A 21,525-nucleotide genomic window follows, 5' to 3' on the forward strand; every position below is an offset into this window, starting at 1 on the left:
CAACGCACCAACGCACCACAGCCTCAGAGCAGCACCGCACACCGCACCGCACCGCAGAAAGGACCGGCCCCATGCGAGAGCAGCAACCCCCCTTCGCCGACCGGGGGTTCTACCTGGGCCCGGTGTTCCGCCGGGCGGCCGACCGGCACGGCGCCGTCTCCGTCACCCTGGACCGGCCGCTGGACACCCACCCCGCCCTCGGTGTCGACCTGACCTACGAGGTCCTGGCAGACGTCGTCGAGGAGTTGTCCGGGCGGTTGTGGGAGGCGGGGGTGCGGCCGTCGGAGCAGGTGGTCGTGCACAAGACGGACAACGTCGACTTCGTGCTGCTGACCTGCGCGGTCTCCCGGATCGGCGCGGTGCCCGTGCTGCTCTCCCCCGGTCTGGCGGGTGAAGTGGTCGGGGAGTTGATCGAGCGGCTCAGGCAGCCGTGGCTGGTGACCGACCGGGCCAAGCTGGAGGGGCCGCTCAAGGGAGTCGGTCTCCGGGTGCGGCAGGTGCTGTCCGTGGACCGGGCGCCGGGCGCCGAGCCCCTGGAGCGGTACGCCGGTTCCGAGCCTCCGCCTGCTGTCCGGCTCCACCCCAGCGAACCGGCGCTGATCACCCACAGTTCGGGCACCACCGGCCTTCCCAAGCTCGCCGTGCACTGCGCGAACACCATGTGGAACCGGCTCGTTCCGCAGAAGGCGATGGGCTGGCCCACCCGCGGGGAGACCGCGGCGCTGCACATGTCGTTCGTGCACTCGCGCTTCTACCATCTGCTCGGCGTCCTGCTGCACTTCGGCAGCCCGCTGGTGCTGATCACCGACCCGGAACCGGCCGCCGTGGGACCACTGCTCACCAGGCACCGGCCCGGGATCGTGGAGACGCATCCCAACACCTTCGTGCTGTGGGAGGAGTTGGCCGACGCGCCCGGTGCCCCGCTGTCGCGGGTGCGGTCGTACGGGTCGACGTTCGACGCGATCCATCCGCGCACGGTACGGCGGCTGCTGGAGGCCTCGAAGCGCCGTACACCTTGGCTGATCCAGCTGTACGGGCAGAGCGAGACCGGGCCGGTGGCCTTCCAGTGGTTCACCCGGCGCAGCGCCGCGCGGGCGGACGGGCGGCGGGTCGGGTTCGGGATACCGGGCTTCACGCGCGTGCGGGTCACCGGCCCCGACGGCCGGCCGGTCGCGCCGGGGCACACCGGGCGGATCGAGGCGCGTACCCGGGGCCGCATCCTCACCTACCTCGGCATGCAGGACCGCTATGACCGTCAGCTCAACGACGGCTGGTGGGAGATGGGTGACATGGGCTACCGGGGCCGGCTCGGCGGACTGCATCTGATCGACCGGGAGATCGACCGGATCGACTCCGTGCACAGCAATCTGGAGATCGAGGACGCCCTGATGGAGCGTCTGGAGGAGCTGCGTGAGGTCGTCATCGTGCCGGGTGCGGACCGGGAGCCGGTGCCGGTGGTGTGCGTGCGCGGGGAGCAGCCCCTGGACCCGGAGCGCTGGCGGGAGGCGACGGTCGATCTGCCGGCGATGGCCGAGCCGCGGCAGTGGCGGTTCGAGGAGCTGCCGATGACCGCGACCTGGAAGGTGAAGCGGGTCGAGATCACCCGGATGCTGGCGGAGGGTGCGCGCGCGTGACACCGGTCGTGGTGGTCGGCGCCGGCCCGGTGGGTCTGTCCGCGGCGCTCGCGCTGCGGGCTCGCGGACAGGGGGTGGTGCTCCTCGAGGCGGACCCGGAGGACCGTGAACGGCCGGGCAGCCGCGCCCTGTTCGTGCACCGCGAGACCCTCGCGCTGCTCGACGGGATGCTGCCGGGGCTGGCCGACGAGATCACCGGGTACGGGCAGACCTGGCGGACCCGCCGGACCCTGTACCGGGGCCGCGAGGTGTACTCCCGTACCTATCCGCCGAGACCGGGCCCGCCTCCCTTCACCAGCCTGCGCCAGGTCGACACCGAACGCTTTCTGCGGGCCGCGTGTGAGCGGGCGGGCGTCGGGTTCGTGTGGGACGCGCGCGTGCTGGACGTCCGGACGACGGCGAGCGGGGTCCGGCTGAGCTGCGCGGACGGGCGGGAGTGGGAGTGCGCGTACGCGATCGCCGCCGACGGGGCCCGGTCCGCCGTGCGGGACGCGCTGGGCATCGCCATGGAGGGTGAGCGGGGCGAGGGCTTCCACGTGGTCGTCGACGTGGCCCACGGGCCGGGCGCCGAGCCGCCGCTCGAGCGGGTCTTCCACTACGAGCATCCGGGCGTCGGCGGGCGCAGTGTGATGCGGGTGCCCTTCACCGGGGGCTTCCAGGTCGATCTCCAGTGCCGGGACGACGACGTGGAGGAGGAGTTCGGGACCGAGGAAGCCGTACGGCGATGGTTGCCGGCCGTCGTGGGCGAGGGGTACGGGGAGCGGGTGCTGTGGGTGTCGACGTACCGCTTCCTGCGCAAGGTGGCCGCCTCGTTCACCGATCCGCACGGGCGGGTGCTGCTCGTCGGGGAGGCGGCGCATCTCTTCCCGCCGTTCGGGGCGCGGGGCATGAACAGCGGCATCGCGGACGCGGCGGCCGCGGCGGAGGCGATCACCCACGGGACGGTCGAGGCCTTCGCCGATGTACGGCGGTCCGCGGCGCTGTTCAACAGTGCCGCCGCCGGTGCCGCCCTGGACCAGCTGCGGCCGCGGCGCCGCACGGTACGGCTGCGGCAGCGGGTGGCGGCGGCGCTTGCACCGGTCGTGCCGTCCTGTGGATCGTGGCTGGAGCACGCGCCGTACGGGCCCCGGGGCGGGGCACCGGCGGTGGCGGGCCGGAAGTACTGAGCACGAGGGACGGAGCGGCCGTGACGGAGCCTGGCGGCGGGAGAGGTACGGCCATGACGCGACCGGTGGTGGCGGAGGGGCTGTGGGCGTTGTCACCGGCCGCCGGACTGCGGCCCGTGGAGGAGACGGAGGCCGAGGAACCGTTGCTCGTCGCGGACTCCTGGCTGGTGCGCGAGGGCCGGGTGCGGGGTCTGGACCGGCACCGGGAGCGCTTCGTGCGGTCCTGCGGCCAGAGCGCGGGGCCGCCGTCGTACCGGCTGCTGGAGTTCTGGGCGGCCATGACGGACGCGCTGCCGCGCTCGGGTGCGTGGTTCCCGCGGGTCGAGCTCACGCCCCGCCAGGTGCGGCTGCGGCTGCGGCCCGCACCCCCGCTCGGGACCGAGATCCGGGTCTGGGCCGCGGGCCAGTCCGATCCGCGGACCGTGCCCCGCCGCAAGGGGCCGGACCTCGACGCCCTGGCCGCCGTCCGAAGCCGGGCGACCGGCGCGGGCGCGGACGAGGCGGTGCTCGTCGGGCCGACGGGAGTCGTCCTGGAGGCGGCCACCGCCAGCGTGCTCTGGTGGGAGGACGACACCCTGTGCCTGCCCCCGCCCCGGCTGCCGGTCCTGCCCGGAGTGACCGTCGCCCTCGTCCAGGAACGCGCCCGGCGCGAGGGCGTGCGGGTCGCCCACCGCGCACGCACCCTCCCCGAGCTGAGCGGCCGTGAGGTGTGGCTGGTGAACGCCCTGCACGGGATCCGGCCGGTGGTGAACTGGATCGGCGGGCCGCTCGAAGCCGCACCGGCCCGCCGCGCCCCGGAATGGCGGGCCTGGCTGGACGACCTCAGGGAGCCGCTGCCGGCGAAATAGGTACCAGGAAAAGGAAGGGCACCGGCAATTCACGCCGATGCCCGTATTCGACGTTAATTCGACGTCATTTCTTGGTCGGCTGGTAATTCCCGGGAACCATTCGCGTCGCGATGGCGATCCGGTTGTACGCGTTGATGACGGTCGCCGCCCAGATCAGCGCCGCGATCTGCGTCTCGTCGAAGACCTCCGCCGCCTCGGCGTACACCGCGTCCGGTACCCGGCCGTCGTGGACCAGGGTCACCGCCTCGGTCAACGCCAGGGCGGCGCGCTCGCGTTCGGTGAAGAAGGGGGTCTCCCGCCAGGCGTTCAGGGCGTAGACGCGCTGCTCGGTCTCCCCGGCCGCGCGGGCGTCCTTGGTGTGCATGTCGATGCAGAAGGCGCAGCCGTTGATCTGTGAGGCCCGGATCCGGATCAGTTCCAGGAGTTCCGGTTCCACCTTGGCGTCATGGGCCGCGGAAACGGCGGCGGCGTGCAGGGATCCCATCGCCGAGGAGACGTCGGGGGTGATTTTCTTCAGGGCAGCACGGGACGGGGAAACATTCTCGCTCATACGGCGACCCTATCCGCGCGACCGCATTCAGGAATGGGGAATCCATTAATCGGTCCGTGTTATTCGGGCAAGACCGCGCACAGTGCCTCCAGCGCTCCCGACCATGCGTGGTCCGGCGGGGTCCCGTAGCCCACGACGAGTGCGTCGCTGCGCTCGACGGCGGCCTCGGGGTGCCGGTAGCGGTGCAGCCCGTGGACGGCGAGGCCGTGCCAGGCGGCTGCCCGCAGCGCCTGCTGCTCGGTGCCCGGGGGCAGCCGCAGCACGACGTGCAGACCGGCCGCGATCCCGGTGGCGTGGACCTTCGGGGCCCGGCGGGCGAGCTCGGCGACCAGGGCGTCACGGCGGCGCCGGTACCGCAGCCGGGCGGCGCGCACATGACGGTCGTAGGCGCCGGAGTTCAGGAACTCGGCGAGGGTCAGCTGGTCGAGGGAGCCGCACGCGTCGATGCCGCCCTTGGCCTTCAGCACCTGGGCCATGAGGTCGGGCGGCAGCACCAGCCAGCCCAGCCGGAGGCCGGGGGCGAGGGCCTTGCTGGCGGTTCCCGCGTAGACGACGTGGTCCGGATCGAGTCCCTGGAGGGCGCCCACGGGCTGGCGGTCGTAGCGGAACTCGCCGTCGTAGTCGTCCTCGACGACCAGCCCCCCGGTGCGGCGGGCCCAGTCGACGACGGCCGCCCGCCGGTCGCGGTGCAGGGTGCCGCCCATCGGGAACTGGTGGGCGGGGGTGAGCAGCACCGCGCCCTGGCCGGTCAACCGCCCCGGGTCGGTGCCGCGTTCGTCGAACGGCAGCGGGGTGGTGCGCAGACCGGCGGCCGCGAGCAGGTTCCAGTGCACGTCGAGGCCGTACGACTCCACGGCGACTGTGTCCGCTCCGCGGGCCCGCAGCAGCGCGCCCAAAAGGCGCAGGCCATGTGAGAACCCCGCGCAGACCAGGATGCGGTCGGGGTCGGCGCGTACACCGCGGGCGCGGGCGAGGTAGCCGGCGAGGGCGGTGCGCAGTTCGATGCGGCCGCGCGGGTCGCCGTAGTCGAAGGCCTGGTAGGGGGCGTCGGCGAGGGCGCGCCGGGCGGCCTTGAGCCAGGCGGTGCGCGGGAAGGAGGCGAGGTCGGGGGTGCCGGGGATCAGGTTGTAGGCGGGCCGGGGTGCGTGTGGGGGCGGGAGCCCGGGGGTGCGGGGACGGGCGGGGTCGGGAGCCGGGGGCCTCCCGGAGACACCGGGCCGGGAGACAGCCCCGGGCGACGAATCGACGGCACCGCGGGGACCCGATGCACCCGCACCGACACCGGCACGCGCACCCGCAACCCCACCGGCACGCGCACGCGCACCCGCACCCGCACCCGCACCCGCACCCGCACCGACCCCACCGCCACCCGCCGCAGGCCCCACCACCCGCTCTGCCACCCTCGTACCCGACCCCTGGCGGGCGGTCAGCCAGCCCTCGGCGACCAGGTCGGCGTAGGCGTCGGCGACCGTGTTGCGGGCGATGCCGAGGTCGGCGGCGAGCGAGCGGGAGGAGGGCAGCCGGGTGCCGGGGGCGAGGCGGCCGGTGCGGACGGCCTCGCGCAGGGCGTCGGTGAGGCCGCGCCGGATGCCGCCACCGGTGGGCTCCAGGTGGAGGTCGACGCCGAAAGTGGCCCAGGGTTTCGCCATGGAAGTGGACCATACCCTTGGGCTGCCTGGCTCCTAGGGTCGAGGCATGACCACAGAGGAAACCGCCCGCCCCACCACCGCCGTCTCCACCACCGCCGTCTCCACCACCGCCGTCTCCACCACCGCCCGCCCCACCACCGTCAGCCCGACCACCGCCCCCGAACACACCCCCCGCCTCGCCTGGGCCCAGCACGCCCCCGAGGTCTACAAGGCGATGCTCCGCCTCGACACGGCCGCCCGGAAGGGCCTGGACCCCCGGCTCCTGGAGCTGGTGAAGATCCGGGCCTCGCAGCTCAACCACTGCGCGTTCTGCCTCGACATGCACTCCAAGGACGCCCTCGCGGCCGGTGAGAGCGTCGAGCGGATCATCCAGCTCGGCGCGTGGGAGGAGTCGAAGCACTTCTACACGGAGCAGGAGGTCGCGGCCCTCGCCCTGACCGACGCGGTCACCGTCCTCACCGACGGCTTCGTGCCGGACGAGGTGTACGAGCACGCGGCCAAGCACTTCGAGGAGGCCGAGCTGGCCCAGCTGATCGCCGCGATCACGGTGATCAACGCGTGGAACCGGTTCGGCGTGACCTGCCGGATGGTCCCGGGCCACTACGAGGCGGGCAAGCACCGGTGAGTCGTACGGACGTCCTGGACCCCGAGGTTGCCCGCGCGCTGTCCGCACTGAGCGCGGCCGCGAAGAAGGGACTCGGCGATCCCGCCCTCGCCGAGCTCGTCGTCATCCGGGCCTCGCAGCTCAACCACTGCGCGTTCTGCCTGGACATGCATCTCGCGATCGCCCGTGAACACGGGGTGCCGGAACGGCAGTTGGAGCTGCTCGCCGCATGGGAGGAGGCGGAGGGCGTCTTCGACGAGCGGGAGCGGGCCGCGCTCGCGCTGACGGAGGCGGTGACCGTGCTGACGGACGGCTTCGTGCCGGACGAGGTGTACCGGAAAGCCGCGAAGCACTTCGACGACCGGCAACTCGCCCACCTCATCGGCCTGGTCGTCGCCATCAACAACTGGAACCGGGTGATGGTCAGCCGTCGTGTCGCGCCAGGGGGGTACGCACCATGAGGAAGGTCGACACCTTCCGCGCCCTGCACCGGAACCGGCTCCCCGGCGACCCCCTCGTGCTGCCCGGCCCCTGGGACGCGATCAGCGCGCGGGTGCTGGCGGAGGCCGGGTTCCCGGCGCTCGCCACGCCCAGCGCGGGGATCGCCGCCGCGCTGGGCCACCGGGACGGTTCCGTGCCGGCCGAGGAGATGTTCGCCGCGGTGGCGCGCATCTGCGGCGCCGTGGACATCCCCGTGTCGGCGGACGTGGAGGGCGGGTACGGGCTGGCGCCGAAGGAGCTGGTGGAGCGGCTGCTGGAGGCGGGGGCCGTCGGCTGCAATCTGGAGGACTCCGAGAACGGCACCCTCAAGGACCCCCGCAGGCACGCCGACTGGCTCGCCGAGGTGCGGTACGCGGCCGGGGACCGGCTGTTCGTCAACGCCCGCGTGGACACCTTCGCCCGCGGTGACGGCGACCCCCATCAGGCCGCCGAACGGGCCATCGAGCGGGCCGCGTCGTACGTCGCCGCGGGTGCCGACTGCGTGTACCCGATCGGCGCCCCGGCGGACGTACTGCCCCTGCTGCGGTCCGGGATCCAGGGGCCGCTCAACGTGTTCGGCCGACTGGACGGCGAGGGCCCCTCGCCCACCGAACTCGGTGAACTCGGGGCCACTCGCGTCACGTTCGGGCCGGGGCTCCAGCGCTGGGCGGCGCTGGCCCTGCAGGGCATGGCCAGCGAGCTCAAGCGCTGACAGGGATCAGGACAGCCACGCCTTCCACGTGGACTCGTGGCTGTCCACCCACTTCTTCGCCGCGTCCTCCGGTGTCATCTTCTGGTCGGCGATCATCAGGGAGACCTCGTTCTGGTCCTCGGTCGTCCACTTGAACTTCTTCAGGAAGGCCGCCGCCTTGCCGCCGGACTTGGCGAAGTCCGTGTTGAGGTACTTCTGGAGCGGGGTGTGCGGGTAGGCGCAGGCGACCTTCGCCGGGTCCGCGTCGCAGCCCTCCTTGTAGGCGGGCAGCTTCACCTCGGTCATGGGGACCTTCTTGAACAGCCACTGGGGGGCGTACCAGTAGGTCAGGAAGGGCTTCTTCTCCTTGGCGAACTGCCGGATCTGGGTGATCTGCGCGGCCTCCGAACCGGCGAACACCACCTGGTAGTCCAGGCCCAGGTTCTTCACCAGCGCCTTGTCGTTGGTGACGTAGGACGGCGAGCCGTCCATGAGCTGGCCCTTGCCGCCGCTCTCCGCGGTGCGCAGCTGGGAGGCGTACTTGTTGAGGTTCTTCCAGTTGGTGACGTCCGGGTGCTGCTTGGCGAAGTACGTCGGCACGAACCAGCCGATGTGCCCGGTCACCCCGAGTCCGCCGCCCGGCGAAATGGTCTTCTTGTCCTTGACGTACCGCTGTTCCTGCTCCGGGTGGCCCCAGTCCTCCAGGATGGCGTCGACCCGGCCCTGGCTGAGCGCGTCCCACGCGGGGACCTCGTCGACCTGGACGGTGTCGACGCGGTAGCCGAGCTCGTGCTCCAACAGGTACTGCGCGACGGCCACGTTGGCCTGTGCGCCGACCCAGGACTGCACGGACAGGGTCACGCTCTTGGCGCCCTGGGCGTTGGCGAAGGGCGAGGCCTGCTTGGTCATGTCGGCGGCGCCGCAGCCGGTGAGCAGCAGCAGGGATCCGGCGACGGCGAGCGTCCGTACGCGCATGTCAGGCTCCCTTCCTCTTGCTGCGTTCCGTCGGTTGCGTCACCCGGTCGAGCATCAGGCCGAGGCAGACGATGGCGGCACCGGCGACCAGGCCGGTGGCCAGGTCGCCCTGGGCCAGGCCGAAGACGGTGTCGTAGCCGAGCGCGCCTCCGCCGACCAGGCCGCCGATGACGACGACGGCGAGGACGAGGACCACGCCCTGGTTGACGGCGAGCAGCAACGCGGGGCGGGCGAGCGGGAGTTGGACCTGGCGCAGCTGCTGCCAGCTGGTCGCGCCGAGGGACCGGGAGGACTCCATGGCCGCCGGGTCGACCTGGCGCAGACCCTGGGTGGTGATGCGGACGACGGCGGGCAGCGCGTAGACGACGGCCGCCGCGGCGGCGGGCGCGCGGCCGACGCCGAACAGGGCGACGACCGGGATCAGGTAGACGAACTGCGGCATCGTCTGGAAGACGTCCAGGACCGGTCGCAGCATCCGCTCGAAGCGGTCGCTGCGGGCCGCCGCGACGGCGGTCGCGAAGCCGAGGACGAGCGTGACGGCGACGGCCGCGAGGACCTGGGACAGCGTGTCCAGCGCGGGGGTCCACACGCCGAGGACACCGATCGCGGCCATGGCGAGGACGGCGGTGAGCGCGGTGCGCCAGGTGCCGATCAGCCAGGCCAGGGTGGCGACGACAAGCAGCACGGACCACCAGGGCAGCCCCTGGAGTCCGTCGCGGACCGGGTCGAGGATCCAGGTGGTGAAGTGGGCCGCCCAGTCGGCGGTGCCGCCGATGACGGGGACGCCGGAGTAGAGGTGGGCGGTCATCCAGTCGACGGCCCGGTTGACGGGCTCGGCGATGTTCAGCGTCCAGGCGTCGGGCCAGTCGAGCCGGCCCAGCAGACGTCCGGCGACCGCCACGACGACGGTCCCGGCGAGGGCGTACGCCCATCCGGCGCGCCCCTGTCCCCCGGTGCTGTCGTCGGCCGCTCCGGCCGCGCCGGTGACCCGGTCGAGGACGACGGCCAGCAGCACGATCGGGATGCCGGCCGCGAGGGCGGCGCCCACGTCGACGGAGGCCAGCGCCTGGTAGACGCGGTCTCCGAGACCACCGGCGCCGATCACGGACGCGATGACGGCCATCGACAGGGCCATCATGATCGTCTGGTTGAGGCCGAGCATGAGCTCCTTGCGGGCCAGCGGGATGCGGGCGGTCAGCAGCCGCTGGCGGGCGGTGGTGCCCAGCGACTCGACCGCTTCCAGGACCCCCTTGTCCGCGCCCTGGAGGCCGAGGGCGGTGAGGCGGGCCATGGGCGGGGCGGCGTAGACGACGGTGGCGAGGACGGCGGCGGGTACGCCCATGCCGAAGATCAGGACCACCGGGAGGAGGTAGGCGTAGGCGGGCATGACCTGCATGGTGTCCAGGACCGGGCGCAGGACCTTGTCCATACGGCGGGAGAGTCCGGCGGCGAGTCCCAGCAGGGCGCCGACCACGACCGAGGCGAGTACGGCGACGACCATCAGGGCGAGGGTCTGCATGGTGGGGACCCACATGCCGAGCAGCCCGCAGGCGAGGAACGCGGCCGCGGTGCCCACGGCGAGCCGGACACCGGCGACCCGCCAGGCCACCAGGGCGCCGAGCGCGGTGACGCCGGCCCAGCCCGCTTCGAGCAGGACGACGTACACGGCGTGCACGGAGATCACGACGGCGTTGCTGAGGTAGCCGAAGAAGTAGAGGAACAGCGGGTGGCTGTCGCGGTTGTCGATGATCCAGTCGCTGGCGCTGCCGAGCGGCTTGGTGAGGTCGACGGTGAGGGCGGCGGGCCAACTGCCGCTGGCCCACTGGGCGTTGGCGAGGGGGACGAGGACCGCGGCGGCCAGGGCGATGAGCAGGATCTTGTGGACCGCACGGTGCCTGAGCAGTCCGGTGGGCAGGGAGCGGGGCGTGGACGCGGTGACCGTGGCCATCAGACGGCCTCCTTGCGCAGCTCCGATCCGGAGGCTCCCTCACGGAGTTCCGTTCCGGCGACCACACCGAGCAGACGCTCGTGGTCGACGACGCCCAGGCAGCGGCCCCGCTCGACGACGCACGCCGGACCGCCGCGCTCGGCGACCACCTTGATGGCGTCGGCGACCACGGCGTCGGGGGTGAGGGCGCCCGGATGGGTCGGGCCCGCGCAGTCGCCGGGCCGCATGGCCCTGCGGACCGTCATGACCTGCTCGCGCGGCACGTCCCGGACGAACTCGCGGACATAGCCGTCGGCCGGGGAGCCGACGATCTCCTCGGGGGTGCCCAGCTGAACGACCTTGCCGTCGCGCATCAGGGCGATCCGGTCGCCGAGCTTGAGCGCCTCGCTCAGGTCGTGCGTGATGAAGACCATGGTGCGGCCCTCCTCGCGGTGCAGGCGCACGACCTCCTCCTGCATGTCCCGCCGGATCAGCGGGTCGAGCGCGCTGAACGGCTCGTCGAACAGGAGGACCTGCGGGTCCACCGCGAGCGCCCGGGCGAGGCCGACGCGCTGCTGCTGGCCGCCGGACAGCTGGGACGGCTTGCGCTGCTCCATGCCCTCCAGGCCGACCTTGGCGACGACCTCGGCGGCCCGCGCCCGGCGCTCGGCCTTGCCGACGCCCTGGACCTCCAGGCCGTACGCCACGTTGTCGAGGACCGTGCGGTGCGGGAGGAGGCCGAAGTGCTGGAAGACCATCGCGGCGCGGTGCCGGCGCAGTTCACGCAGCCGGGACCTGTCCATCGCGCGGACGTCCTCGCCGTCGATGCAGATCGTGCCGGCGGTCGGCTCGATGAGCCGGGTCAGACAGCGCACCAGCGTGGACTTGCCGGAGCCGGACAGGCCCATGACGACGAAGACCTCGCCCTTGCGGACGTCGAAGCTCACGTCCCGGACGGCCGCCGTGCAGCCGGTCTGAGCGCGCAGGTCGGCGGGGGCCAGGGCGGCCAGTTCGGCGTCCTCGGGGACGCGCTCCGCCTTGGGGCCGAAGACTTTCCACAGGCCGTCGACGGAGAACACCGGGTTGTCGGTGGTCGGGGGCTTCTCCATGGTCGCGGTCGTACTCATCACGCACCACCTCCCAGCAGGTCGACGGCTTTCTCACCGACCATGAGCACCCCGATCATGGGGTTCACGGCGGTCATGGTCGGGAACACGGACGCGTCCGCGATACGGATGCCGTCCAGACCGCGGATCCTCAACTCGGGGTCCACGACGGCCAGTTCGTCGTCGGCGGCACCCATGCGGCAGGTGCCCGCCGGGTGGTAGACGGTGTGCGCGACCTTACGGGCGTACTCGCTCAGCTCCTCGTCACCGGTGATGTCGGGGCCGGGGCACACCTCCCGCTTCAGCCAGCCGGCGAGGGGTTCGGTCTGCGCGATCTCGCGGGCGATCCTGATCCCGTCGACGAGGGTGCGGCCGTCGTAGTCGTCCTCGTCGGTGAAGTAGCGGAAGTCGAGGGCGGGCTTGACCTCCGGGTCCGCGCTGGTCAGGTACAGGCGGCCGCGGCTCTTCGGCTTGGGGATGTTCGGGGTCATCGAGACGCCGTACGCCGGGCGTTCGTAGCCGAGCCGTTCGGGGTTGTCGGTGAAGGGGACCTGGTAGAAGTGGAACATCAGGTCGGGGCCCGCGTGGTCGGGGTCGCGGCGCACGAACAGGCCCGCGTCGGAGTCCATCGCGGAGTTCTCCGGGATCGGGCCGTTGGTCTCCCAGACGATGACCGACTCGGGGTGGTCGAGGAGGTTCTCGCCGACGCCCGGCAGGTCGTGGACGACCGGGATGCCGAGGGCTTCGAGATCCTTGCGGGGGCCGATGCCGGAGTGCAGCAGCAGGCGGGGCGAGTCGACGGCGCCCGCGCACAGGACGACTTCACGGCGGGCCCTGATCAGGGTCTCCTGGCCGTCCTTGGACCGCACGTGCACACCTTCCGCGCGCGTGCCGTCCAGCTCCAGCCTGTACGCCCAGGTCTCCAGCAGGATCGTGAGGTTGGGGCGTTCGTCCATCACCGGGTGCAGGTACGCCACCGACGCGGAGGAGCGCTTGTTGGTCTCCGGGTGGTAGGCCAGGTCGAAGAAGCCGACGCCGTCGTCGAAGGGCTTCTTGTTGAAGCCCTCGATCCGGGGGACCTGAAGGGCCTTCTGGGCCGCGTCGACGAAGTCGCGGGCGATGGCGTTCCGGTCCTTCTCGTCCACCGGGACGATGTTGTTCTTCAGCCGGGCGTAGTACGCCTCCATCGGCACCGCGCCCCAGCCCTTGGCGCCCGCCTCCTCCCACTCGTCCCAGTCGGACGGCAGCGGCTTGAAGGCGATGAGGGTGTTGTGGGAGGAACAGCCGCCGAGGACGCGGGCCCGGCTGTGCCGGATGTGCGAGTTGCCGCGTGGCTGCTCGGTGGTGGGGTAGTCGTAGTCGAGTTCGCCGCCGAGCAGGCCCATCCAGCGGCGAAGGGTGAGGACGTCGTCCCGGCCGACGTCACTGGGGCCGCCCTCGATGACGGCGACCGTGACGTCGGGGTTCTCGGTGAGGCGGGAGGCTATGACGGAGCCCGCTGTGCCACCGCCTATGACGACGTAGTCGTACTCCTGTTTGATCTCGGACATGGGGGTACTCCAGTGAAGTCTTGAGAGAGGGGAGGGCGAGTGAGCTCAGTCGGCGAACCAGCGCACGGGCTTCGGCGCGAGGTTCTGGTAGACGTGCTTGGTCTCGCGGTACTCGGCGAGGCCGGCGGGGCCGAGCTCGCGGCCCACCCCGCTCTTGCCGAAGCCGCCCCACTCCGCCTGCGGCAGGTAGGGGTGGAAGTCGTTGATCCAGACGGTGCCGTGGCGCAGCCGTCCCGCGACCCGGCGGGCGCGTCCGGCGTCGGCGGTCCAGACGGCGCCGGCGAGGCCGTACTCGGTGTCGTTGGCGAGGGCGATCGCCTCGGCCTCGGTACGGAAGGTCTCGACGGTGAGGACCGGGCCGAAGACCTCCTCCCGCACGACCCGCATCTCGCGGTGGCAGCGGTCGAGGACGGTCGGCTCGTAGAAGTAGCCGTCGGCGGGGCGCTCGGGCGAGGGCTCGGGGCGCTGGCCGCCGGAGCGCAGCACGGCGCCCTCCTCCAGCGCGGAGGCGACGTAGGACTCGACCTTGGCGCGCTGCTGCTCGGAGACCAGCGGCCCGCACTCGACACCGTCCTCGGTGCCGCGGCCGAGGCGGATCTTCGCGGCGCGGCGGGCGAGTTCGGCGACGAAGCGGTCCCGGACGGACTCCTCGACGATGAGGCGGCCGCCCGCGGAGCAGACCTGGCCGCTGTGGATGAAGGCGGCGTTGAGGGCCTGGTCGACGGCGGTGTCGAAGCCCTCGGGGGTGGCGCAGGCGTCGGCGAAGACCACGTTGGGGTTCTTGCCGCCGAGTTCGAGGGCGACCTTCTTGACAGAGGGCGCCGCGGCCTGCGCGACCTTGGTGCCGCTGACCAGACCGCCGGTGAAGGAGACAAGGTCGACGTCGGGGTGCTCGGCGAGCCGGGCACCGACGGTGTGGCCGGGGCCGGTCACGATGTTGGCCACGCCCTCCGGCAGCCCCGCCTCGACCAGCAGCTCGATGAGCGCGATCGTCGTCATCGGGGTGATCTCGCTCGGCTTGACCACGAAGGTGTTGCCGGCCGCGAGCGCCGGGGCGATCTTCCAACTGGCCTGGAGGAGCGGGTAGTTCCAGGGGGTGATCAGCGCGCACACACCGAGGGGTTCGTGTACGACGACGCTGTGGACGTCCGTCGAGCCGGCGTCCACGACCCGGCCGGGAGCCTCGCCCGCGACGAGGTCGGCGAAGTAGCGGAAGGCGTCGGCGACACAGTCGATGTCGACGCGGCCCTCCTCGACGGTCTTGCCCGCGTCCCGGCTCTCCAGGAGGCCGAGTTCTTCGCGGTCGCGTACGAGAAGATCGGCGACGCGGCGCAGCAGTGCGGCGCGTTCGGCGACGGGGGTGAGCGGCCAGGGGCCCTGTCCTGAGTCGAACGCCTGGCGGGCGGCGGCGACCGCCAGGTCGGTGTCCTTCTCGTCACCCTCGGCGACCACGGCGAACGGCCGTGCGTCGGCGGGGTCGAGGATCTCGCGGGTGGCCCCGGAAACGGCTGCGCGCCATTCGCCGCCCGCGTGGATGGTCTGCGGCTCCTGCCGCGCGTGCTGTCCGGCCATGATCGGTGTTGCCTTCCGTTCCTGTTCAGTGCCCCTGTGTCACACCCGTGTCACTCACCGGGACCGTCATCGCATGCCCCGGACCTTCGATTGCATGCGCAATCGATGGCCGAAAGTGCGCTTGCTCACTGAACATGCGGGCAAATCGGGCGAAAAGTACGCTGGATGTGCCCTGCGTGGAGGTGACGCCATGGCACCGAGAGTGCTGATCGCTACGGCGGCCGGAGCGGCCCTTCTGCTGTCGCCGGGCCTGGTCCCGCTCGCACCGGGCCTTTCCCCGGTCGCCGCCGCCGACGATCCGAGCGCGCGTGAGCTGGCCGACCAGGCGAAGAAGAACCTCCTCGACGCCGAGTCCGTCCGTCTGAGGCTCACGGACCGCAGCGCCGGCACCCGCACGAGCAGGACCCAGCCGGTCTCGATGGACCTCGCCCTCGACCAGGACGGCAACTGCGCCGGCACGATGAGGATGGGCTCAGGCGGCGGCAGTGTGGAGATCGTCAAGCGGGGCGCCGAGGTGTGGATGAAGCCGGACATCGCGTTCTGGAAGGCGCAGGTGCCGGGCGGCCAGGGCGACGCGGTGGCCGAGCTCCTCAAGAACCGCTATCTGCACGGCTCCACGCGGGACGCGATGCTCAAGGGCCTGGCCGACACCTGCGACCTGACCTCCTTCCAGAAGGACGTCACCGCGGACTCCTCCGACGCCGAGCGGCTGACGAAGGGCGCGGAGACGAAGGTCGACGGCACGGACGTGATCCCGCTGAAGGGCACCTCGGAGGGCAAGCGGGTGGTCCTGTACGTCACGTCGGACACCCCGCACCGGCTGGTGCGGGCCACGCAGAAGGGCGACGGGACCGACATGACGCTGTCCTTCTCGGACTACGGCAGGCCGGTCCCGTCGAAGACACCGTCGGCGGACGAGAGCGTGGACGTGAACAGGCTGCGGGACGAGTTGCAGAGCGCGTGAGCCGGGGCCCGAGCTGACGCGTGAGACGGTGCGCGGGCCTGTGCGCGGGCCGGTGCGCGGGCCTATGTGCGGGTCGGTGCGCGGGCCGGGGCGGGTTCAGTCGATGGCCGCCGGGTCGCAGGCGTAGGGCGCGCAGAATCCCTTCAACGCGCTGGTCAGGAGCTCGAGTTCGTCCTGGGTGCCGTCCTTCTGGAGGCCGTAGGCGGCTATCGCGTAGATCATGCCGTCCTGGGCGACGAACCGCTCGTCGTAAACGTGCCAGGGCCCTATGTCGGGTTCGCCGCTGAGGGTGTCGGCCACGTACTCCAGGCGTTCGCCGGTGAAGCCGTCGTCGTCCACGGGCCGCAGGTCCAGCTTCTCGAAGCCGTTCGGCTTGGTGGTGTCGGCGGAGAGGTAGAGCCGGAAGGACTCCTCCGGGGAGCTCTCCGCGATCTGGTACACCTGGAGCCGCTGTTCGCCGTCCGCGCTGCGGTAGTTGACCACGTCGATGCCGAACTGGGAGGGCACGGTGCTCCGCGTCCAGCCCGCGGGGCGGGCGATACGGAAGCCCTCCTGGTCCTCGTACAGCTCGTATCCGGCGGGGAGTTCGGGTGCCGAGGCGAGCGGGGAGGCCGACTCCTCGGTGGGCGAGGGGGTCGGCGACCCGACGGGGTCGCTCTGCTGCGAGACGGCTTCCGTGGGCGACGGGCTGCCGCCCCCGCCCTGGTCGTCCTTGTCGCCGCCGCCGACGACCAGGGTCAGCACCAGGGTGGTGACGACCCCGACGGCGGCGGCACCGACGAGCACGGACCAGACGAGCCGGCGGTTCCGCCCCGGGGCGGGCGGGGCTACGGCCGGTTGCCCCGCGGTGGACCAGGAGGACCCCGACCACTCGGCCGACGGCACGCCCCCGCCGCCGACCTGCTCGACGGACGACCAGCCGTCGCCGGAGCCACTGCCACCGACGCCGGGCCCATGCCAACCGCCGCCCCCGCCTTGACCTCCGCCGGGCCAGCCGACGGGAGGTGGGGGGAGGGGGGAGGGCGAGGGGGGCGGCCCGGGGAGGGAGGAGGCGGGGGGAGCGGAGGGCGAAGCGGATGTGGTGAAGGACGAAGGCGGTTCTCCGGGACCGGCCCCCGCGGCCGAGCCGACGGCCGTGCCGGAACCGGCGCCCACGCCGTGCGACCCGGCCGACCCTACGACCGTCTCGGGACCGGCATCCACGCCGTCCACCCCGGTCGACCCGACGACCGTCTCGGGACCGGCATCCACGCCGTCCACCCCGGTCGACCCGACGACCGTCTCGGGACCGGCATCCACGCCGTCCACCCCGGTCGACCCGACGACCGTCTCGGGACCGGCATCCACGCCGTCCGCCCCGGCCTCGCCGTCCGATCCGGCTGCCGGCGGCCACACGGGGGCGGCCGGAGGGGCCGGAGGCCCGGCGGGAGTGGCGGGGGCGGCGTCGGTCGAAGACGTGGCCGGCTCGTCAGCCGATGGCACCGGACCCGGTACGCCGGGCGGCCATGTCGGCGACGCCCCCGGCCAGGGCGACGGCGGCGGGGTGACCGGGCCGGTCACCGTCTGGCTCCCGTCCCCGTCCTCCCACCGCTGCGACTCCTCGTTCCAGTACCGCACGCCCCCGCTCATGCCGCCGCCCCCTTCAGGCGTCCGTCCAGCACTCCCCCGCTCATGCCCACCTCTGTCGACCGTGCCCCGCCCCCGTCACAATCCCAACAACCCCGCCACAGCCCCCGCCGAAGCCACGAGGCTCACCAGTGCCTGTGAGTCGTCCAGCAGGGCCCGCAGGCGTTCCCGGCGGGTCGGGCCCGCCTGGCCCGTCGTGACGATCTCCTCCTCCGTCTCGGCGAGCGCGGTGTCCAGCACCGCCGTCTCGTCCGTGGACCGGAGCCGGGTGAGGTCCGCGCGGAGTTCCCGTACCGCGGTCAGGAGCGCCTCGGCGGCCTCGTCACGCTGGGGCGCGACCCCGTGGTGGCTCTCGGCCCGCGCGTGGCTGCCGATGGCGAAGGTGCTGCCGTGCACCCCTCCGCTGATGCTGACGCCCGGTTCATCCGTTGCCATTGCTGCCGCTCCCCTTCTGCTACTTCTGCGACGCGGCGCCCGCGCCCGCCGTACCCGAAGACGCGGTGGCGTACTTGCCCGCCGCGAACGTACTGCCGTGGACGCCGCCCTCGACGTGCACCCCGCCACTGCTGATGTTCACGATCTTCTGGACGAACTCGCCGGTCTGGTAACCGGATTCGGCGAGCGCCGTCAGCACGCCGTGCGCGACCCGGTCCTGGACGCTGCGGAGATAGCGGTAGGCGTCCATCTCCTGGAAGGTGGACCCCTCGTCCATGGAGCCCAGCTCCCGCACCGACAGCGCGGGACCGTCCGGCAGCGCGCCCGCGTACCCGCCGGTGAGCAGCTTCCACACGTACCCGACGCCCCTGCCGAGGGTGGCGAGGGAACGGGCCGCGGAGCCCGGCACCCGGGCCACCGCCCAGGCGGCCTTGCCGAGGACGTTGTTGTGCCGGTAGTTGTGCGCCGCGCGGTCGGCGTCCTTGAAGTCCTCACGCACCGGCAGCAGCACATGCGGGGCGATCTCCAGCATGAGCATGCCGCCCTGGGTGTGGACGCGCACGAAGACCGTGACGACCAGCTCCTCCTCCCAGCCGCCGACGCGGATGCGCAGGAAGTGCCGCCGCTTCTCGGCGCCCTCCTCGACCGCCCGCGCCCGGTGCTCCTCGAAGGCCTGCGGATGGTACGGCGCCTCCTCGCGCCGGCGCAGCCCCTCCGCGGGCAGGAACACGCACTCGTCGATCTCCAGCCAGCGCAGCCGGTCGCGGACCGTGTGCCCGGCGAACTCCGAGGGCAGCCGCAGCTGTTCGAGCAGCGGGCGGATCTTCTCCAGGACCGCGCGGTTGTTGAGCGGGAGCTGTTCCTTCTTGGTCTCGTCGGGCCGCAGCTCGACGGCGAGGACCCAGGTCTCGTAGGCGACTCCGGCCCCGCAGAAGGGCCGCTTCTCGTGGTACATGACGAGGGGCGCGTGCTGTTCGAGCCGGATGCGCTCCTTCAGCCGCTGGAAGCGCGGCCCCTCGGCCCGCTCGGCGGGGTCGCCGGCCGCGTCCGGGAAGCGCTCCGGGGACAGTTCGGCGCCCACCGCCCGGGCGAACTGGCCGCGCTGGGCGGCCACGCACCCCGCGATCAGGGCGAGGACGACGATCACGAGCCAGGCCTGGAGGGGCCCGATGAGTGAGCCGGCCCGGTCGACGTCGGGGAACAGGAAGTCCGTGACGTCGGGCGAGTCGCCGTAGGAGCCGCCGAAGTAGGAGTCGCCGTAGGAGGACGACTCGCCGTAATAGGAGCCGTAGGAGGGGTCGTCGTCCCCGCCGCCGAAGGCGGCGAACAGGGTGACGGCGAGGAAGATCGCGAAGCCGACGCGGCCCCACCAGCGGATCAGGAAGGCGGGCAGCCTGCGGTAGAGCGGCGGGTTCAGGCCCTTGCCGCGGACCCAGGGGGCGATCGCGAGCATGAGGCTGGGGACGAGGGCGAGGCCCAGCAGTCCGCCGGTGAGCGGCAGCCCGATCACCCACAGGCCGATGATCGCCCCGGCCCACAGCAGCTCCTGGCGGCGGGCACGCAGAGCGTGCGCGAGCACCCGGGCCGCGTCGAGGCCGAGCGAGGGCGCCACGATCCGCTGTTCGTTCAGGTGCAGTTGCTCGATGACCCGGTCGCGGTAACCGGAATCCAGATAGGTGCCGGCGCACAGCAGGCGGGTCGCCTCGCTGGCGTGCGGCGGTGTGACCGGACCCGGCGGTGCCGCCTGCGGCTGCCGAGGTACGGATGTAGTAGTCACGCGACTCCCCCGATGCGTGCAAAGCCCTTGTTCACGTCGGTTGTTGACAAACAATCAGCATAGAGGTGCGGGTGGGAACCGGAAACCGGAATGCCGGTTTGACGGACTTCCCGACGACAACCGGCATTCCTTTGACTACAGTCAAAGATTATGGACCCGGTGTCGACAGAGCAGGTGGCGGAGTTCCGCCGGTTCAACCGTTACTTCACCCGCCGTATCGGCGCGCTCGACGACCACTACCTCGGCCAGGACCGGCCGCTCGGCGAGGCGCGGCTGCTGTTCGAGATCGGCGAGGGGGTCTCGCTGCGCGAGCTCAGGAACCGGCTCGGTCTGGACGCCGGTTATCTGAGCCGGATGACGAAGACCCTCCAGGGCCAGGGACTGGTCCGGGTCAGCGTCCACCCGGGCGACAGCCGGCTGCGCATGGTCGAGCTGACCTCCGCCGGACGCATCGAGCTGGCGGAGCAGAACCGCCGGGCCGACGCGCTCGCGGCCGGTCTCCTCGAAGGGCTCAGCGGGCCCCAGCGGGACCGGCTCACCGAGGCGATCGGCACCGCCCGGCGGCTGCTGCGCCTGGCCGGCATCACCGTGGTCCCGGTCGACGGCGCGGCCCCGGACGCCCGCGCCTGTCTCGACGCCTACGCCGCCGACATCGACGCCCGCTTCCCGGAGGGCTTCGACCCGTCCGACCTGGTTCGCCCCGAGGAGGTCTCGGGGGACGCGGGCGCGTTCTTCATGGCGTACGAGGAGGGCCGCCCCGTGGGCTGCGGGGCGCTGCGGCGCCTGGAACCGGGGGTCGGCGAGCTCCGCCATGTGTGGGTGCACCCGGACGCCCGCCGCCTGGGTCTCGCCCGCCGCCTCCTCGCCGCCCTGGAGACGGCGGCCGCGGCCCGCGGTCTCACCGTCCTGCGCCTCGACACCCACGCGTCCCTCACCGAGGCGCAGACGATGTACCGGGCGTGCGGCTACACGGAGATCCCGCCGTACAGCGAGCACGTCTACGGCGACCACTGGTTCGAGAAGCGCCTAGGAACCCCGGGTCCCTGACCAGTCGGCAAGCAGGTCCCGCACGGTCCGCCGCAGCCAGGCGTGCACCGGGTCGGCGTCGTGCCGCGGGTGCCAGGCCAGCCCCAGCCGCAACGGCGGCAGCCGCAGCGGCACTTCGAAGGTGACGAGGCCGAGCGCGGTGGCGAGCGGGAGCGCCCAGGAGCCGATCAGGCCGACCAGGTCGGTGTCCCGGACCACGAAGAGGGAGGAGGGGAAGGTGGCGATCGCCGCCACCACCCGCCGTTCCAGGCCGAGTTCGGCGAGCGCCTCGTCGACCGGACCGCGCAGCCTGCCCCGCCGGGACACGGTCAGGTGATCGGCCCCGGCGTACCGCTCTGCCGTCAACTCCCCCTTCAGCAGCGGATGTCCGGGCCGTACGACCGCCACCATGCGGTCCTCGTGGAGCGCCTCCACATGCACCTCGGGCGCCACCGTGTCCACGACCCCGACCTCCAGATCGGCGGTCCCCTCCCGCAGGAACGGCACGTCCACATGGCTCTCGGCCAGGAACCGGATGCGCACCCCGGGCGCCTCGGCGGCGGCCCGCCGCAGGAGGGCCGCCCCGCAGGCCGCGGCGACGGTGTCGTGACCGAGGATCGTGAACGTCCGCTCCACCGTGCGCAGATCGACGTCCCGCCCGGGCGCGAACAGGGCCCGCGCCCGCTCCACCACCGCGCTCACCTCGGCCCGTACGGCCAGCGCGTGCGGGGTCGGCACCATCCGCCGCCCGGCGCGCACCAGCACGGGGTCGCCGAGCGCCCTGCGGATCCGGCCGAGGGTGCGGGACATGGCGGGCTCGGACAGGTGCAGGCGCCGGGCGGCACCTCCGACGCTCTGCTCCTCCAGCAGCACGTCCAGGGCGACCAGCAGATTCAGATCCAGTTGCGTCACACGCATCGATCCCTTGCAAAGGTTGCACTGGAG

The 21,525-nt window shown here is 72.4% G+C and carries 19 protein-coding genes; 8 read left to right on the plus strand and 11 right to left on the minus strand.

Features of this window, described 5'->3' with window-relative positions; all coding sequences use genetic code 11:
* Window positions 1–71 precede the first annotated feature (71 nt).
* From OHN19_RS16245 to OHN19_RS16255, 3 genes are read left to right on the plus strand one after another with little or no spacing between them, the layout of a single operon-like run.
* Window positions 72–1,634: a class I adenylate-forming enzyme family protein gene (locus tag OHN19_RS16245; protein ID WP_330264885.1), complete on the plus strand. Its 1,563-nt coding sequence runs from the start codon at window positions 72–74 to the stop codon at window positions 1,632–1,634.
* A complete protein-coding gene (locus tag OHN19_RS16250; RefSeq protein ID WP_330264886.1) occupies window positions 1,631–2,800 on the plus strand; it encodes an FAD-dependent oxidoreductase in 1,170 nt (389 codons plus the stop codon). Before OHN19_RS16245 ends, OHN19_RS16250 begins: the two co-directional genes overlap by 4 nt.
* Before the next feature lie 53 nt (window positions 2,801–2,853).
* A complete protein-coding gene (locus tag OHN19_RS16255) occupies window positions 2,854–3,648 on the plus strand; it encodes an aminotransferase class IV (protein ID WP_330264887.1) in 795 nt (264 codons plus the stop codon).
* A 64-nt stretch (window positions 3,649–3,712) separates the two neighbouring features.
* On the opposite strand, the gene OHN19_RS16260 is transcribed toward OHN19_RS16255, so the two are convergent.
* Window positions 3,713–4,198: a carboxymuconolactone decarboxylase family protein gene (locus OHN19_RS16260; protein WP_330264888.1), complete on the minus strand. Its 486-nt coding sequence runs from the start codon at window positions 4,196–4,198 to the stop codon at window positions 3,713–3,715.
* 59 nt (window positions 4,199–4,257) lie between these two features.
* Window positions 4,258–5,847, minus strand: coding sequence for a PLP-dependent aminotransferase family protein (locus OHN19_RS16265; RefSeq protein WP_330264889.1), 1,590 nt, complete (start codon window positions 5,845–5,847; stop codon window positions 4,258–4,260).
* A gap of 46 nt (window positions 5,848–5,893) precedes the next feature.
* Between OHN19_RS16265 and OHN19_RS16270 the strand changes: the two genes are divergently transcribed.
* From OHN19_RS16270 to OHN19_RS16280, 3 genes are read left to right on the plus strand one after another with little or no spacing between them, the layout of a single operon-like run.
* Window positions 5,894–6,472 (plus strand): carboxymuconolactone decarboxylase family protein, encoded by a 579-nt coding sequence (locus OHN19_RS16270; protein ID WP_330264890.1) that lies wholly within the window; start codon window positions 5,894–5,896, stop codon window positions 6,470–6,472.
* Window positions 6,469–6,912, plus strand: coding sequence for a carboxymuconolactone decarboxylase family protein (locus OHN19_RS16275; protein ID WP_330264891.1), 444 nt, complete (start codon window positions 6,469–6,471; stop codon window positions 6,910–6,912). The genes OHN19_RS16270 and OHN19_RS16275 overlap by 4 nt, the downstream gene beginning before the upstream one ends.
* Window positions 6,909–7,643 carry an isocitrate lyase/phosphoenolpyruvate mutase family protein gene (locus tag OHN19_RS16280; RefSeq protein WP_330264892.1) on the plus strand — a complete coding sequence of 245 codons (735 nt, stop codon included), beginning with the start codon at window positions 6,909–6,911 and terminating at the stop codon, window positions 7,641–7,643. The genes OHN19_RS16275 and OHN19_RS16280 overlap by 4 nt, the downstream gene beginning before the upstream one ends.
* Before the next feature lie 6 nt (window positions 7,644–7,649).
* Here OHN19_RS16280 and OHN19_RS16285 read toward each other — a convergent pair whose 3' ends face one another.
* From OHN19_RS16285 to OHN19_RS16305, 5 genes are read right to left on the minus strand one after another with little or no spacing between them, the layout of a single operon-like run.
* Window positions 7,650–8,597 (minus strand): ABC transporter substrate-binding protein, encoded by a 948-nt coding sequence (locus OHN19_RS16285; protein ID WP_330264893.1) that lies wholly within the window; start codon window positions 8,595–8,597, stop codon window positions 7,650–7,652.
* 1 nt (window position 8,598) lies between these two features.
* Entirely contained in the window at window positions 8,599–10,545 is a 1,947-nt protein-coding gene (locus tag OHN19_RS16290) for an ABC transporter permease (RefSeq protein ID WP_330264894.1), read from the minus strand.
* Window positions 10,545–11,651 (minus strand): glycine betaine/L-proline ABC transporter ATP-binding protein, encoded by a 1,107-nt coding sequence (locus tag OHN19_RS16295; protein ID WP_330264895.1) that lies wholly within the window; start codon window positions 11,649–11,651, stop codon window positions 10,545–10,547. Before OHN19_RS16295 ends, OHN19_RS16290 begins: the two co-directional genes overlap by 1 nt.
* Window positions 11,651–13,180, minus strand: coding sequence for a GMC family oxidoreductase (locus tag OHN19_RS16300; RefSeq protein WP_330264896.1), 1,530 nt, complete (start codon window positions 13,178–13,180; stop codon window positions 11,651–11,653). The genes OHN19_RS16295 and OHN19_RS16300 overlap by 1 nt, the downstream gene beginning before the upstream one ends.
* A gap of 45 nt (window positions 13,181–13,225) precedes the next feature.
* Window positions 13,226–14,752 (minus strand): aldehyde dehydrogenase family protein, encoded by a 1,527-nt coding sequence (locus OHN19_RS16305; RefSeq protein ID WP_330264897.1) that lies wholly within the window; start codon window positions 14,750–14,752, stop codon window positions 13,226–13,228.
* 190 nt (window positions 14,753–14,942) lie between these two features.
* On the opposite strand from OHN19_RS16305, the gene OHN19_RS16310 reads away from it, so the two are divergent.
* A complete protein-coding gene (locus OHN19_RS16310; protein WP_330264898.1) occupies window positions 14,943–15,716 on the plus strand; it encodes a hypothetical protein in 774 nt (257 codons plus the stop codon).
* A 96-nt stretch (window positions 15,717–15,812) separates the two neighbouring features.
* Here OHN19_RS16310 and OHN19_RS16315 read toward each other — a convergent pair whose 3' ends face one another.
* From OHN19_RS16315 to OHN19_RS16325, 3 genes are all read right to left on the minus strand, one after another.
* Window positions 15,813–17,345 (minus strand): hypothetical protein, encoded by a 1,533-nt coding sequence (locus OHN19_RS16315; RefSeq protein WP_330264899.1) that lies wholly within the window; start codon window positions 17,343–17,345, stop codon window positions 15,813–15,815.
* Between the two features lie 75 nt (window positions 17,346–17,420).
* Window positions 17,421–17,777, minus strand: a complete 357-nt coding sequence (locus tag OHN19_RS16320; protein ID WP_330264900.1) for a hypothetical protein — start codon at window positions 17,775–17,777, stop codon at window positions 17,421–17,423.
* A gap of 19 nt (window positions 17,778–17,796) precedes the next feature.
* Window positions 17,797–19,554: a hypothetical protein gene (locus tag OHN19_RS16325; protein WP_330264901.1), complete on the minus strand. Its 1,758-nt coding sequence runs from the start codon at window positions 19,552–19,554 to the stop codon at window positions 17,797–17,799.
* A gap of 150 nt (window positions 19,555–19,704) precedes the next feature.
* Between OHN19_RS16325 and OHN19_RS16330 the strand changes: the two genes are divergently transcribed.
* Window positions 19,705–20,601 (plus strand): MarR family winged helix-turn-helix transcriptional regulator, encoded by an 897-nt coding sequence (locus OHN19_RS16330; protein WP_330264902.1) that lies wholly within the window; start codon window positions 19,705–19,707, stop codon window positions 20,599–20,601.
* On the opposite strand, the gene OHN19_RS16335 is transcribed toward OHN19_RS16330, so the two are convergent.
* Entirely contained in the window at window positions 20,581–21,498 is a 918-nt protein-coding gene (locus OHN19_RS16335; protein WP_330264903.1) for a LysR family transcriptional regulator, read from the minus strand. The genes OHN19_RS16330 and OHN19_RS16335 overlap by 21 nt on opposite strands.
* Between the last annotated feature and the right edge of the window lie 27 nt (window positions 21,499–21,525).

Origin of the sequence: Streptomyces griseorubiginosus, assembly GCF_036345115.1 — a bacterium.
GTDB classification, from domain to species: Bacteria; Actinomycetota; Actinomycetes; order Streptomycetales; family Streptomycetaceae; genus Streptomyces; species Streptomyces griseorubiginosus_C.